10 protein-coding genes are annotated in these 15,330 nt (G+C 37.2%); 6 read left to right on the top strand and 4 right to left on the bottom strand.

Features of this window, described 5'->3' with window-relative positions; all coding sequences use genetic code 11:
• The first annotated feature begins 13 nt into the window (after positions 1-13).
• The 4 genes from LZQ00_RS08560 (at position 14) to LZQ00_RS08545 (ending at position 9,473) form a co-directional block, all read left to right on the top strand.
• Positions 14-1,426 carry a DUF4099 domain-containing protein gene (locus LZQ00_RS08560; protein ID WP_234514599.1) on the top strand — a complete coding sequence of 471 codons (1,413 nt, stop codon included), beginning with the start codon at positions 14-16 and terminating at the stop codon, positions 1,424-1,426.
• A gap of 11 nt (positions 1,427-1,437) precedes the next feature.
• On the top strand, positions 1,438-3,510 hold the full coding sequence (locus tag LZQ00_RS08555; protein WP_234514597.1) for a type IA DNA topoisomerase: 2,073 nt from the start codon (positions 1,438-1,440) through the stop codon (positions 3,508-3,510).
• Positions 3,511-3,697: 187 nt separating this feature from the next.
• Entirely contained in the window at positions 3,698-4,135 is a 438-nt protein-coding gene (locus tag LZQ00_RS08550; protein ID WP_234514596.1) for a DUF1896 domain-containing protein, read from the top strand.
• A complete protein-coding gene (locus LZQ00_RS08545) occupies positions 4,122-9,473 on the top strand; it encodes an N-6 DNA methylase (RefSeq protein ID WP_234514595.1) in 5,352 nt (1,783 codons plus the stop codon). Before LZQ00_RS08550 ends, LZQ00_RS08545 begins: the two co-directional genes overlap by 14 nt.
• Positions 9,474-9,517: 44 nt before the next feature.
• Here the strand turns inward: LZQ00_RS08545 and LZQ00_RS08540 are convergent, their stop codons facing one another.
• Together LZQ00_RS08540 and mobC are read right to left on the bottom strand one after the other, a co-directional pair.
• Positions 9,518-9,694 (bottom strand): histone H1, encoded by a 177-nt coding sequence (locus LZQ00_RS08540; protein WP_234514594.1) that lies wholly within the window; start codon positions 9,692-9,694, stop codon positions 9,518-9,520.
• A gap of 90 nt (positions 9,695-9,784) precedes the next feature.
• Complete coding sequence (gene mobC / locus LZQ00_RS08535; RefSeq protein ID WP_234514801.1) at positions 9,785-11,776, bottom strand: conjugal transfer protein MobC; 1,992 nt, start codon at positions 11,774-11,776, stop codon at positions 9,785-9,787.
• 526 nt (positions 11,777-12,302) lie between these two features.
• Between mobC and LZQ00_RS08530 the strand changes: the two genes are divergently transcribed.
• Together LZQ00_RS08530 and LZQ00_RS08525 are read left to right on the top strand one after the other, a co-directional pair.
• Positions 12,303-12,464 carry a hypothetical protein gene (locus tag LZQ00_RS08530; protein ID WP_262910932.1) on the top strand — a complete coding sequence of 54 codons (162 nt, stop codon included), beginning with the start codon at positions 12,303-12,305 and terminating at the stop codon, positions 12,462-12,464.
• A gap of 68 nt (positions 12,465-12,532) precedes the next feature.
• Complete coding sequence (locus LZQ00_RS08525) at positions 12,533-13,138, top strand: DUF4304 domain-containing protein (RefSeq protein ID WP_234514592.1); 606 nt, start codon at positions 12,533-12,535, stop codon at positions 13,136-13,138.
• Between the two features lie 436 nt (positions 13,139-13,574).
• Here LZQ00_RS08525 and mobB read toward each other — a convergent pair whose 3' ends face one another.
• Positions 13,575-14,849: a conjugal transfer protein MobB gene (mobB, locus tag LZQ00_RS08520; RefSeq protein ID WP_234514591.1), complete on the bottom strand. Its 1,275-nt coding sequence runs from the start codon at positions 14,847-14,849 to the stop codon at positions 13,575-13,577.
• Positions 14,846-15,274, bottom strand: coding sequence for a conjugal transfer protein MobA (gene mobA / locus LZQ00_RS08515; RefSeq protein ID WP_234514590.1), 429 nt, complete (start codon positions 15,272-15,274; stop codon positions 14,846-14,848). The genes mobB and mobA overlap by 4 nt, the downstream gene beginning before the upstream one ends.
• Positions 15,275-15,330: the final 56 nt, after the last annotated feature.

Genomic DNA, 15,330 nt, shown 5'->3' with positions numbered 1-15,330 from the left:
AAATCAATTTATTATGAACGAACAAAATATCACAGACGAAAAAGCAGCTGTTGTGCTGGAACCTTTATCTGATATCCTGCTTGTGCTTGATAAGATAAAGAATCGGATTGAAGCGGTAAAGGGAGTGGATAAGGATGGCAATCTGGAAACAGTTGCCCCTCAAAAGAAAAACGAAATTGATTTTATGCGGGTTGATAAAAATGGTGATGTTTTCAGCAATTTCTTTTCCAATTTCTGGCGAAAGCTGAATAATCCGTCGGGTTACAAATTCCTGAAGATTTCGAATATTGATATGGAATCAGTGGCTAAAAAACTGCAGACTGCCATAGACCATCCGACACCGGAAGGAAATAAGCTTTTGGATGCCCTTGAGGTGAAACATAACAATACACTAAAAAAAGAAAATATGGAAACAAAACAAGAAGTAAATCAAGAACAAGCAAAAAACGATAATAAGCCAGAATATCGTTACAATGCCAATGAAATTGACTGGGATACTGCCCATAAATTTGGTCTGAACAAAGAACTGTTAGAAAAAAATGGACAATTGGAGAAATTGTTAAAAGGTTACAAATCGGACACTATCTTTAGGATCGAGGGAAATTTTGATGGAGTGGTATTAAAAGGAGACGCCCGTTTATCATTGAGGCAATCTGACAACAAGATTGTTATCCTTACACATGGTATAAGACATAAGGCTCCATTGGATACCCCTTTTTATGGACATACATTCAGTAAGGAAGATAAGGAGAATCTGTTGAAAACCGGAAATATGGGGCGTGTCGGAGAACTAACGAATTATCAGGACGGAACTAAAGTCAAGGTCTTAATCAGTTTGGACAAATACACAAAAGAACCGGTGTCATATCCGTTAGAATGGATTAAAATTAACGATAAATTCGGTGGCGTGAAATTGAACAAAGAGCAAAAGCAGGATCTCATGGAAGGAAAGGCTGTGCTTGTTGAAGGAATAACGAATAAAACTACCGGGGAATTATTTAGCCAGATGCTACAGTTTAGTGCGGACGACAGAAAGCTCGTATTTGCAGGAAATAGAGAAGCCCTGAATAATGAACAGCAAGTAAGTAGGGAAATACCTACGGATTTTAGAGAACGTCAACTGACCGAGAAAGAGCAAGGTTTGTTGAAAGAGGGAAAAGCTGTCTACCTTGAAGATCTTGTAAATAGAGACGGAAACAAATTATATTCCGGTTACGTTTTCTATAATGAACAAGAGCGAAAATTAGATTTTTCCTTTAGGAAGCCGGAGCTGAACAATCAATTAGAACAGGTGGCCAATGACGGAGCACAAAAACCACGACAAACTCCAACAAAAAATGATCCCGCAAAAGCATCAACACGTAATACAGTGACGACTAATTCTCCGCAGAAAAAGACACCTTCAAAAGGGCCTAAAATTCATTAAAATAAAACGTCATGAAAGCAATTATAGCTGAAAAACCGTCGGTTGCTCATGAACTTGCGAGAATAGTGGGAGCTACAGAAAAAAAGGAAGGATATTTTATTGGGAATGATTTTATGGTCACCTGGGCGTTCGGTCATTTAGTTGGGTTGGCTATGCCCGAGGATTATGGGATAAACGGGTTCAATAGGGAATCCCTTCCTATAATCCCGGAATCTTTCCGACTGATCAGCAGGAAAGTCAGGTCGGGGAAGGAGTATGTCTTTGACCAGAGTGCAAAACGGCAATTGGAGATTATCGGTCAAGTTTTTGAACGCAGCAACGGTATAATTGTTGCCACCGATGCAGGACGGGAAGGAGAGGTGATTTTCAGATATATCTACGAATATTTAGGCTGTAATAAACCGTTTGAACGGTTATGGATCAGCAGTTTAACAGAAAATGCAATTATAAACGGACTGAGTAATTTAAAGATAGGAAGCGATTTTGACGGACTTTATTTTGCAGGACGTGAACGATCCCAAGCGGATTGGCTGATCGGGATCAATTCGACACAAGCACTTACCATTGCTATAGGAGATGGGCTATATTCTTTGGGACGAGTGCAGACACCTACACTATCGCTTATTTGCAAGCGATATCACGATCATCAATCATTTGAAATAAAAAACTATTTCCAGATTCAGCTGGAACACCAAAAGGAAGGTACTGTTTTTACCACGGTATCCACGGATAAATGGGATGAACAGGCCAAAGCTGAGGCGGCAGCAAGGACGATTGAACGTGCAGGTACAGTGAGTATAATTGATATTGAGCAAAAGTCGAGTTCTGTTCAGGCTCCATTACTCTTTGACCTTACAGGTTTACAAAAAGAAGCCAATAAGAAGCTAGGTTTTTCTGCTGAAAAAACGCTAGAAATAGCACAGAGTTTATATGAAAAGAAGTTCATCAGCTATCCCAGAACTGGTTCCAAGTATATTCCTGAAGATGTATGGGCAGAAATTCCAGCTCTTATTCGTGCGCTAGGTACAAGGGAAGCTAGTAAAGGTGCTGTAGATCAAATAAAATGGGAACGTTATAATAAGCACATCGTAAATGATCTTAAGGTCACCGATCATCATGGTATATTGATTACTGAAAATATACCGACAATGTTGGCAGCACACGAAAATACACTTTATGACATGATTGCAAACCGTTTGTTGGAAACTGTATCACCGGCATGCCACCGCGAAATCACAACTGCTGTTTTTTCTGTTCTCCATTATGAATTTGGATTAAAAGCGATCAAGATTACCTCGCCTGGATGGAAATCAATTAACGGAAATTTTGAGGATGAAGATGAAGATATTTTTGATCTTCCTCATTTAGAAAAAGGAAATGAAATTAATATCCGAGGGGTAAAGGTTCTTGCAAAAAAAACAAAACCACCAGCATTGTTTACTGAGGCAGAACTGCTATCTGCAATGGAAAATGTCGGAAATGCAATGGAGGACAAAGAAGAACGAAAGGTATTGAAAAGCATAGGAATAGGTACACCTGCCACCCGTGCTGCTGTAATTGAAACCCTTTTTGATAGAGATTATATCAGACGTGAGAAAAAAGCCATTATACCTACAGAAAAAGGACTTTTAGTGTATCAGATCGTCGGTGATAAGATAATTGCTAATGCAAACATGACGGCTCAATGGGAAATGTCATTCGAAAAAATTCAGAATGCAGAAATGAGTCCTGCGGAATTCCATCTGGCTCTTGAAGAGCTCACCAAAAAGGTGACAGAAGAACTTTTGCAAGTAAAGGTAAATGTACCCAGACAAGAAGAGTTATGTTGTCCTAAATGTAAGTCCAAGGTATTTCTTCGCGAGAAAATAGTGAAATGCGCGAACGATGAGTGTGGATGGATGCTGTTCCGATATGTATGTGGCATCAATCTTTCTTACAATCAGATTGAAGCCTTGCTGAACACGAACCGCACACCACTTATCCGAAAGATGGTTGGCCGTAGCGGAAAGCAATTTGATGCTTATATTATAATGGCAAAAGATGGTTCCACCACTTTTGATTTTGAAAAGAAAAAGAAGCGATAGTTCGTATAGTTTTCGTGATGTTGTATTGTGAGGCCTAAGATTCCCGTAATCTTAGGCTTTTTTATTCCCGGTTCCCAGATTAGGAAAATACAGGAAATTATAGGTCACATTATCCTTAAAAAGGTTTCCCATAGCCTATGGTGACTAGGTTTACATGTCAGCTGATTGACAAGTAAACGATAGACACATGAAAAAAGAACAAAAGGATTTTTCCTACTACCAATTAAAGTTACAGGATCATATAGAGGCCAGCTTCCCGGAGAAGTCCGGTGATTATAAGTTTATTAATCAAAGAGCCAGATGGGCAGCCAATGCTTATGAAGGGGCGTTCAGATCTGGAAACCATGTTAATAAATGTGATGAAATAGCAAATTTTATTCTGTATGAAGGATTGCACTTTTCAAAGTTTGATACCCTATTTGAAGTACTGACCTATGAATTTGCTGACCTTCTGTTTGATTTTGAATTCAGGGATTTTGCAATTAAGGTACTTCCTCAGTGTACGGAGGTATTTGACAACTACGATCTGACGGATGATTTTGCCTATACAAACGATTATGATCTGTTGTATACAGAACTTACGGGTTTCATAGCTATATGGATCGAGCAAAATGGCATTCAGTAGGAGGCTGCATCTACAGCAGAATATTGATGCCTTAAGAATTGCTTTCAAAGTGGAAAAAGAGCAACGGGAAGCGTCTCAGAGTGAGTGGAAACTGATGTCACTTTATGCTGGTTTTGGTGGACTAAAATGTATTCTAAATCCAATAGAATCTCCATCCGATGTAGAAAAATGGAGCAACTCCGATAGACCATTGTTTGCGCTGACAAAGGAGCTCTATAATTTACTAAGCGAACATGCAGAAAATGATTTAGAATATAAAAAGTGGGTACGGGGAATGAAAAGCTCTATCCTTGATGCATTCTATACCCCCACAGAAATTACAACAGCAATTGCAGAAGTCATAATGGATATGGGTATACCCATCCAAAACGTTCTTGAACCGTCTGCTGGTACCGGAGCATTTGTCGGGCCTTTTGAAGCAGTGGCAGATCTTCAGGTCACTGCCTATGAACAAGACCCATTAACGGGTAAGATCTTACAACAACTGTATCCACAAGCTGATGTTAGGGTAGACGGTTTCGAAACCATTTCAGATCAGGAAGAAGGATTCTATGACCTTGTCGTTGGAAATATACCATTTGGTACCAGTTCAGTTTTCGATCTTTCATTTTCCAGAGGCAAAGATCCCGCGCGAAAATTAGCAGCACAAAGTATTCATAACTATTTCTTTTTAAAAGCTTCGGATAAGCTACGTGAGGGTGGCATTCTTGCTTTTATTACCTCACAAGGAATGCTGAACAGCCCCTCTAACCAGTTGATCCGTGATACATTGATGAAAGAGCACCAATTAGTTTCTGCAATACGTCTTCCCAACAATCTGTTTGAAGAAGCTGGAACAGCGGTGGGCAGTGATCTGATCGTGCTGCAAAAAAACACCAAAGAAAGAACATTATCACACAGGGCAAAAGACTTTATGCGGACTTTACCTACACAAGGGGGAGAGAACCGTAATCTATTTTTTGATAATCCAAATCATATCATATTCACCCGGTCTCTGCTGGAGAAAGATCAGTATGGAAAAAAAGGAACATTGTATTTACACGATGGGCAGATTATAGGAATCTCCCGTGATCTGAAAAGTAAACTTACTTCGGATTTCAGTAATTATTTTGATTCCAATTTGTACCAATCCCACAATCCTGAAAAAAAATCCCATACCCTGAAAAAAAGTATCAAAGCACCCGATGCTATTACAAATTTTAATGTTAAAAATAAAAAACACGAAACGCTCCAAGAGCGACCTGTTCAACTTAGTTTATTCTTTGAAGAGCAAATTGAACGTGGTTCTCCGCAAGTAGATGCTACGAAAAAGCCAATACGCAAATCCCGAAAACAAGATCAATCACAGCAACTGACCTTATTTGATAAGACTCCTTCTAAAGAAGATGTATATGATAAGTCTTCCAACATAAAGAATCCTGACTCGGAACTAAGAAAGGAAAATGCGATTACATATTCAAAAAAAGGTCCTGTTAAAAATATTCAGACCCCTTCTCTTTTCTCAGATATTTTAGATCAGGTGAACATACTTGAACCTCTAAAGTTTGAAGGCTCAAAGAAAGAATATTACAGGGATAATACGTTGGTCAATTACAAAGACCACGTAGGAACTATTAAGTGGAATTTTCGGGAGGGCCAATATGTTTTTCATCCGATTTTAAACGCTGAAAGCCAAAAAAGTCGCATAGCGGATTATATAAGACTACGGGATAGTTACCATGATCTGTATATCTATGAAGCGACGATGCAGCAAGAGGATACAGACAGACGGAAATTGCTCAATGATCGATATGACACATTTGTCAGGAAATACGGTAATCTAAATGCTTCGGAGAATATTAAGGTGATCAAACTGGATGCGTGTGGAAATGAAATGCCTTACCTCGAACGTGTCATTGGCGGGGTAGTTCGTAAGGCTGATATTTTTGAGCATCCTGTTAGCTTCTCTACTGCCGTATTAACGGTAGATAATGCTAATGAAGCATTATCAGCCTCACTAAATCAATCATCTACTGTTGATCTGGATTTCATGCACAAAATATCGGGGATTTCAGTGGTTGAGCTGAAAGAACAGTTAAAAGGCTATATCTATTTTAATCCCCTTAGCAGAGAGTTTGAAATTTCTCAAAAATTTCTTTCCGGAAATGTTGTTGAAAAGGCAAAACAGCTAAAAGATTATACTATAGAGCATCCAGCTGATAAAGAGAGTAAAGAAAGTCTAAAAGCACTTGAAGCGGTTAGGCCAGCTGTGATATCCTTTGAAGATCTTGATTTTAATTTAGGCGAAAGATGGATTGATACGGAAGTCTACAGCCAATTTGCGAGCGATCTCTTTGAAACAAAAGTCACTATTCATTATACCGAAAGTTCGGATGATTTTGCAGTTCAGAGCAAAGGCAGCAATATCATCATCACTGAGAAATATGCGGTGAAATCAGAGAGCAGAACTTTTGATGGACTGAATCTTCTTAGGCATGCACTTGTCAATACAACACCCGACATTACCAAGAAGGCCTATCTAGCAGATGGCAAAGAAGTCAAAGTACGGGATATGGAAACGATTCAGGTTGCCAATGCGAAGATCGATGATATTCGAAGGGCTTTTAACGACTGGCTATTTGAACAAAACGAAGAATTTAAGGATGAACTTACGGCAAGGTATAATGATCTTTTCAATTGTCATGTCCGGCCTCAATATGACGGAAGCCACCAAGAATTTCCAGGACTTGATCGAAAGGCTTTAGGAATCGTGGACCTGTATGACAGTCAAAAAGATGCTGTCTGGATGCTTAAATGCAATGGTGGGGGTATCTGTGATCACGAAGTAGGAGCAGGGAAGACCCTTATTATGTGTACGGGAGCACAGGAAATGAAACGTTTGGGACTGGTTCATAAGCCTATGATTATCGCTTTAAAAGCCAATGTACATGAAATTGCAGAAATCTATCGGAAAGCCTATCCACATGCAAAATTATTATACCCTGGTAAAAAAGATTTTACGCCGCAAAACCGATTAAGGATCTTTGGTGAGATCAAAAATAATGATTGGGATTGTATCATTTTGACTCATAGACAATTTGAGATGATTCCGCAATCCTCCGAGTTGCAGAAAGAAATATTGAATATTGAACTGGAGGGAATAGAGCGGAATCTTAATGTTTTAAGAAAAGAAGGAAAAGATGTGTCCGGCGCCATGCTAAAAGGCGTTGAAATAAGGAAAAAGAACCTGAATGTAAAACTGAAAAATCTGGAACATAATATAGAGAATCGTAAGGATGATGTTGTTGATTTCAAAATGATGGGGGTAGATCATCTTTTTGTGGATGAAAGCCACCTTTTTAAAAACCTTACATTTAATACACGGCATGATCGAGTAGCGGGGTTAGGTAATGTACAGGGTAGTCAACGCGCCCTCAATCTGTTGTTCACAATCCGAACGATACAAGAGCGAACAGGAAAAGACCTAGGAGCTACATTTTTGTCCGGTACAACAATAAGCAATTCCTTAACAGAACTCTATCTTTTGTTTAAATACCTACGTCCAAAAGCAATGGAGAAGCAGGGGATCACGTGTTTTGACGCTTGGGCTGCAATTTATGCCCGAAAATCAGTAGACTATGAATTTTCAGTAGCCAATAATATTGTGCAAAAAGAAAGGTTCAGACATTTTATAAAAGTACCAGAACTGGCGCAGTTCTACTCAGAGATCACAGACTATAGAACGGCAAAAGATATAGGAATTGATCGGCCTGAGAAAAATGAACAGTTGGTACATATACCTCCTACACCTGACCAGGAAATTTTTATTAAAAAATTAATACAGTTTGCAGAAAGAGGCAATGCAGAATTATTGGGTAGGCCTCCACTTACTCCAACAGAAGAGAAGGCTAAAATGTTAATTGCAACGGATTATGCCCGAAAAATGTCATTGGATATGCGGCTAATTTCGCCTGTATATGGTGATGATCCTGGCAATAAGGCATCGATATGTGCTGCAAACCTTGCAAAATATTACAGGCAGTTCCATGCACAAAAAGGGACTCAACTTGTCTTTTCAGATTTGTCTACCTATAAGACAAACGCATGGAATATTTATGCTGAGATCAAGAGAAAGCTGATGCATGATCATGATATTCCTGTTCATGAAATTCGTTTTATCCAAGAGGCCAAGACAGAAAATCAGCGAAAAGAGCTTATAAAGGCCACGAACGAGGGCCGAATACGTATACTTTTTGGTTCAACGGAAATGCTGGGGACGGGTGTTAATGCGCAAAAGCGTGCCATTGCAGTTCATCATCTGGATATTCCGTGGCGGCCGTCAGACCTGGCTCAACGTGATGGACGAGCAATCAGGACTGGAAATGAAATTGCTAAATTTTTTGCGGATAATAAGGTGAATGTTTTCATTTATGCCGTTGAGAAATCTTTGGACAGCTATAAATTTAATACGCTGTATAACAAACAGGTTTTCATTGACCAGTTAAAAAGCAATAATTTAGGGGTGCGGTCTATAGATGAAGGCGGAATGGATGATAAAACAGGAATGAGCTATTCTGAATATCAGGCTATTTTGTCAGGAAATACAGACTTATTGGAGAAGGCTAAACTGCAAAAACAGATTGCAGCCCTTGAAAGTGAAAGACAGTCATTCATGCGATCCAAGAGAACTTCTTTATGGAAACTGGAGACTGTTTTGGAAGAATTGAAGGAAGGACAGTCCCTTCTTGAACGGCTTAAAGCGGACTGGGATAATTTTAGTAAGCGTGTCCGGAAATCGGATGCTGGAGATATCTTAAACCCTATTGATCTTACTGGTTTGAAAGGCAATGCGACAGTCAAAGAAATCGGAGCCTATTTGAATAAGATATCAGCTTCGGCCAGAACCGCTGGTGATTACCAAGAAATTGGTTCATTATATGGTTTTCGATTGCTGGTAAAAACTGAATTTTCTGAAAAGATGGATTCGCTGGAAAGAGATAATCGTTTTTTTATCAGTGGTGAGGGTAATTTAAAATATACCCATAATAATGGAATTATGGCCAGTGACCCTGAGCGTGCTTCAATGAATTTTTTGAATGCCTTGCACAAGATTCCAGGGTTGATCGAGACCGAAGAAAAGAAGGTTGCCTCTTTGCAGAAAGATGAATTGATTCTCAATGAAATTGTAAAAGGAGAATGGAAAAAAGAGGGAGTCCTTGAAGAGCAACGGATAGGGTTAGCTGCAATGGAAAGAAAGATCATGTTATCCCTAGATCATGAAAAGGAATCTTCCAAACAGACACATGAGGAGATGTCAAAAATGGATAATTCAAAAAGAATATCTCAGATTAAACCTTAAAATAAATTAACCCCTCTAAATAAAATTTATGGAGGGGTTAATTTTTAGCCTTTTGAAGCTTCCAAAGATGTTTTTCTAAACTCTTTTAAAAGCTTTTCTAATTCAAGTGAGGTTTTGCGAGCTCTTGTTCCCGCTGCCTTATTCCCTTTTTCATTTTGTAATTCCGCATCAATTTTAAATGCATCGAATACAGCAGTGATTTTTTCGTTCAGTTCTTTCATGTTGTAGTAAAATAATTTTTCACAACAAAAATAAGCTTTTATAAATTTTAAACAAATAACGGGCTTGGTCAGGGAATAAAAGTTGCTCAGCTAATTCTGCCGAATCAAATGAGCAAGGTTGGGATCATTTTCTATGCGTCTCATTTCATCATCAATGATATTGGAAACGTCCTGTTTTATTTGATTGTAATTTGCATTTATCTGTTCCTCCATCATATCTTCACCGGAATCAGATATAAAGGAGCGAATTTGAGGAATGGGCTTATAGCTTTTCATTTCACTTGCTACCTTTTCGTTATCTACAACAATTTGAGCGTGAAATATTTTTTGTTCTATTTTTTCGTCAAAATTGTCTGCTACCGCCCCTACGAACATTCCTTGCGAGAGTGTTGATATTTTTGAAGCAGGTATAAGACTGTCTAGCTGAGTCGAAATTGAAGTATTGGTATCATTTCGATTAATCGAAATGGATTGTCTTTTCTGTACAACTTTGCCAAATCGTTCCGAGAGTGTTTTTGCTGTGTCTCCCAATACTTGGCCTGCGAAGATATTCCCAACAATATTCTGAATAACTTTGCTCTCTTTATCGCCGTAGTCCCTGGCTAACATGGAGTAGTCCTGCAATCCCAAGCATACAGAAATTAAATTGGATCTGGCGCTGGCAACCAGGTTATCTACGCCCCTCCAGAAAATTTGTGGAAACTCATCGACGATCAAAGAGCATTTTAATTGCTTTTTTTTGTTGATTAATCGAACAATTCTTGAATTGTAAAGCCCTAATGCAGCGGAGTAAATATTCTGCCTGTCGGGATTACTACCAACGCATAATACCTTTGGTTCTTTTGGATTATTGATGTCAAGTGAAAAGTCATCACCACTCATTACCCAATAAAGTTTTGGTGAAATAATTCTTGATAAAGGAATTTTTGCTGAAGCTATTTGACCTTGAAGCTGGTCTTGCGCTCCGCCTTCCCAAGCATCCAAGAATGGACTTAGGTAATTTTCAAGTTGTGAGTAACTGGTTAATATAGTAAAAAGATCTGCATACTTTTTATTGAGAAGTTCAATTGCATGCGGAAACGTACAGTATTTTCCATTTTTATAAATTTTTAAGAACCATATGATCGCCGCTAGTAAAATGATTGGAGATTCGACAAAAAAATCTCCCTGCTTTTGGATCCATGTTCTATTGAGATTTAGCATAATGGTATAGGCGGACTCATAGGCGTCTGAAATATCTGTCATGAATTGTGGGTTAAGCGGATTGCATCTGTGGGAGTGACGAGGGTCATCAAAATTTATTACATAAAATTGAGGCTTAACTTTATACTTATCTACATGTGTTAGAAGGTGATTATATGCGATGACTGAAAGATCATCGAATTTGAAGTCAAAGATATACATCGCGAATCCCTTCTCGATATGCTGCTTGATATAGTTATTGATAATAGCATAGCTTTTTCCAGATCCAGGTGTACCAGCCACAATTGACGCTCGAAATGGGTTCACAATATTTATCCATCCATCGTTCCACTTTCCTTTGTAGTAGAATTTTGTTGGTAGATTAACAGAATATTCATTTTCGATTAGTCTGGTTTCCTGTAGGAAGCTTTCATTTTCGTTATTGAAAGGATCATCCATCAACCTATTTTTTAATAGTCTGCTCATCCAGAGACCAGCTACCATCAATAAAATAAAACCAATCGAAGTAGTGAGCATATACAGTATGCCAGAGACATGAAGCAAGGGAAAATTTAGTAGGTAAAGAATAGCTCCAGCGATCAGGCAAGTGTTAATATTTACCCATTTAATTTTTTCATTTTTGACACCTTTAGTACCTAAACAGCTAAGAGCCAGTAGAACCAATGCGAATAGTTTGCTATTAAAGGTTGTATTAAACAGTCCCGTTGTCCTTTGGAAGTTCCGAAGTATCTTCTCAAGAACTTCAAGTGTCCAGCCTTGCTGGCTAAAGAAAGAATAGCAGAACCAATAATAGTTCATCAGTACCACTATGATACTCACAGCGCGCATGAATGCCATTATCTTTGCGAGTCCTCGTACGTCGTCTTCCTGCATAAAAATTTATTTTTAGCATAATTATCGTTTGTGGCAGCAGAAGGAGTGAAAGTGTATTCAGTATGTATAACTTTGCCTTTATTGTCCTCTTTGTTTTTAGCTATTATTTTGAAGAGGACTAAGCATTTTTTTATATTCTGTTTTGCTTTTTAATCATCCATATGATATTTCTGGAGTAAAATGTGGATTCACATTTCATAATTTAATCTTCATCTTATCGTTTATCATCAGGATCTGGATTAAGTGGAATATGCCGGGCTGTTTTTTCAGTGATTTTAATTGTCACTAAATAATATGACAGAGATGAAGATAGTATCTGACCTTTTTTGTTGTCCCATCAAACTTTTTTTATCACTAATAACTCTCTTTAAGTGATAAATATTCGTTACGAAGATGGTAATACGAAGTCCAATTTAAAGCTGGAGAGATCTACATAATGCTTATAAGTTAGATGATGTTGTTCCTGTTGTAGCAAAGAATTCAGAAGTATTTCAGGGATTCGTCCAGATTTCGTAGATTTTGAGTCAAAACAATTTACGAATTGAAACCATTTAATCCTAATGCATTAAAAGCGGCAGAAAAACAATTACAGATGTATATGGAAGAATTGCAATCACCAGCGGTGCTTGAAAAATATCCCGAATTTAAGGATGTACAGTGGAAAAAAGTTTTAGAAGCATATTATAAAAAGTAATTTATGAATAATAAAGGATTTAAATCCATATTCGGCGATGAATGATTAGCTAAGAAATAATAAATATTATGGACATTTTAAAAGAAATTACAAAATCTATTACGCCATTTATCAAAGAAAAAGGATATAGTAAAAAAGGGAATAGTTTTCACTTAAAATCAAATAACAATTTTGGAATTATAAATTTTCAAAAAAGCCAAGATGGTAATAAAGATGAAGCAAAATTCACAATTAATTTTGGTGTATATTCAGATCTTTTAGGAAAAGTTGTAGATTTTGATTATGATAATTCAAAAGTACCAGATGTATGGTCATCCCAATGGCAAGCTAGGATTGGACATTTTATGCCTGATGGTCATGATTTTTGGTGGAAGGTTCAAGCAGAAGATAATTTATATGAGATTACTTCAAATATAATAGATAATATACAAAATATTATTTTACCTGAAATTGATAAGCGCTTAACAGATGAAGGTCTTATGAAGAGTTTGATAAAAGGAGATTTTATTAGATCAACAGCTGTCGAAAAATTTAAATATTTGACCATATTTTTAAAAGCCACAGGAGATATTGAGGCCTTGAATGAAGTTGTTGAAAAATTTATGCAACAAGACGGTAAGAAATATCATAATATAGTTAAAGAACATTTGGAGGAAATAGAATACCGTAAGTAGCAATTTTTGATAGAACATTGAAATTTTAATGCTCTATTTGAAAAATATAAAATAATGAAAATATGGAAGGATTTTTAGAAGCGCTTAAAGAACGGGCGCGCTTTTTTTGCTTCAAATCGGTGGATTTAGACCTTTTAGAATATTTCTTAAAGCTGGAAAAGTGATGGATTCTATAAGTGCATCAGAAGTTTGACTGAAAATGAAATCTATGAATTACTTATTAATCAAGTAAAGCAAGGCAGGCAAGATCCTGACACCGAAACATTAGTAGTAATTTGGATGTGAATCAGGTGTTTATGATGTATTGGTGATAGGGATTTTCAGAAATCTTCACAAGAAATATCAAATAGTATTTCCTTATTTTCATAAAAATAGCAATATTATTTTCGGGGAAGATCTTAATAAAAAATATCAAACAGATACCGAATGGTAAATACTATCTTTTTTTTCTGTGTTTCTTTTTTTTCATATTGTTTACAAATTCCTGCTCCTCTGGATCGTCAGCATATGTCGCTAAAAGTAGTGAGTCAAATAATCCAAAATCGCTAGAATTTGATAATGAACTCATAAAATCAAAAAGAGGGTGTAAATTAATGAGTTCAGACATGGCTGTGCGTGGATTTTCAGAAGTGGTACCTAGCAACTCAGTTGGTTTATCTATAGGTTTCATATTGCTATTAGAAAACCATTCCTGAAATACGTTTGCTGAGAATTGTTTTCCAAGCTGTGAACCGTTAAACACATTTCTGCTGTTGTGATCAATGAATGTAATCCCAAATATTCTACCTTGCTCATTTTTCCTGATGACGGTATTGATACCATGTTCAACTAAATAGGATACAAATTCCTGCTGATCGGATGTAATTTTCATGGCCTGAACCAGGAGCTCTCTTGTTGAAGATTTGGCTATGGAACTATTCTGTTTGCTTTTCTCAAACTGAGATCTAAGGGCAGAGAGTCCTGCCTGTTTACCAAATAAAGATGATTTATAAGGGTTACTCACTTTATTTCCCGTCTGGTCAAGTGCAAAATAGACCAGACCCTCTTTGATTTCACCGTTGTATTCTCTTTTAACTTCTTCTGCTGTAATATTAAAGAGCGATAACAACGCATTATAACTTCCCAATGTCTGAAAATGGTAAAATTTTGGAAGATAACGAACGACTGATGCTATTTGATTCTTTACATTTTTCTTATGATAATCAACAGGAGCGAACTGTAGATTATCCGTATGACCCTGTTTTTCGGTTATGAGTATCAGATTATATTTTTTTTCGATATCCCTGCAGATCTCCATTGATCTTTTTTTTTCAAATGTATCCGATATTTTAATACCGCCGTGATCAACTGCAGTAGAAACAATATGGATGTGGGAACGCTCTATATCATTATGCTTAAAAACGACATATGGCTGCTGGCCATAACCCATTTTGTTCATGTACTCGTCTGCAATTTTCATGTAATCTTCATCAGATAGATTATCATTAGGATCTGGATTGAGCGAAATATGCAGGGCTGTTTTTTCAGTATTTTTATTTGCGAATAAATAGGGTAGAAAAGAAGATAACAATTGACCTGTTGTATATATGCCATCAGGCGTTTCCTTCATATTGTTCAAGTGCAGAATTTCGCCTTTTTTTTCAGCAACTTTAATATTATTGTACTGCAATGCTCCATAAATGTTGGTACCTCTTCCAATTTTTGCGATCATAAATTTTCCTTTTTAAGAAGATATTCCTTTTCAAAATGTTGAGAAAGAATCAATATTTCCTTGCACAGACCAGCTAATTCAATGGTTTGTTTTTCAAGTTTCCCAATGTAAAGGATTGTCTTTTTATCACTGAAATTTGTATGAAGAACCTTTACTACCTGGTTGTAATTCACCCCAATCGCTCTGAATTGAGAGAAGAACTGGGACAATTTTGTTGTGTATTCTGCAGCTCCGGCATCTATTTTAATGGATCTTATCTGCCTGTTAAATAGTACAGAAACTATAAATTTTGCCTTTGTATCCAATCCTGATTCTTCAAATAATGAAAGAAACTTACTGTTTTCCTGATCTGTTAAACGAAAAACATAACGGTGAACCGCCCTGTTTAGTTTGGGATTTCTCCCGCCTTTACGTACCGCTTTCATACCTTTTTCCGCAAAACATAGATGCTTTTAGAGCAACAGTAGGAGCTCTGACCTTC

Origin of the sequence: Sphingobacterium sp. SRCM116780 (assembly GCF_021442025.1) — a bacterium.
Lineage (GTDB): Bacteria > Bacteroidota > Bacteroidia > Sphingobacteriales > Sphingobacteriaceae > Sphingobacterium.
The sequence above is the reverse complement of the archived record's forward strand: the minus strand, read 5'-3'. Positions and strand labels throughout refer to the sequence as shown.

What these genes read in the sequence shown, in the direction of transcription:
- LZQ00_RS08560 (WP_234514599.1), top strand. Translation starts at nt 14, where the DNA reads ATGAACGAACAAAATATCACAGACGAAAAAGCAGCTGTTGTGCTGGAA.
- LZQ00_RS08555 (WP_234514597.1), top strand. Translation starts at nt 1,438, where the DNA reads ATGAAAGCAATTATAGCTGAAAAACCGTCGGTTGCTCATGAACTTGCG.
- LZQ00_RS08550 (WP_234514596.1), top strand. Translation starts at nt 3,698, where the DNA reads ATGAAAAAAGAACAAAAGGATTTTTCCTACTACCAATTAAAGTTACAG.
- LZQ00_RS08545 (WP_234514595.1), top strand. Translation starts at nt 4,122, where the DNA reads ATGGCATTCAGTAGGAGGCTGCATCTACAGCAGAATATTGATGCCTTA.
- LZQ00_RS08540 (WP_234514594.1), bottom strand. Translation starts at nt 9,694, where the DNA reads ATGAAAGAACTGAACGAAAAAATCACTGCTGTATTCGATGCATTTAAA.
- LZQ00_RS08525 (WP_234514592.1), top strand. Translation starts at nt 12,533, where the DNA reads ATGGACATTTTAAAAGAAATTACAAAATCTATTACGCCATTTATCAAA.
- mobB (WP_234514591.1), bottom strand. Translation starts at nt 14,849, where the DNA reads ATGATCGCAAAAATTGGAAGAGGTACCAACATTTATGGAGCATTGCAG.
- mobA (WP_234514590.1), bottom strand. Translation starts at nt 15,274, where the DNA reads ATGAAAGCGGTACGTAAAGGCGGGAGAAATCCCAAACTAAACAGGGCG.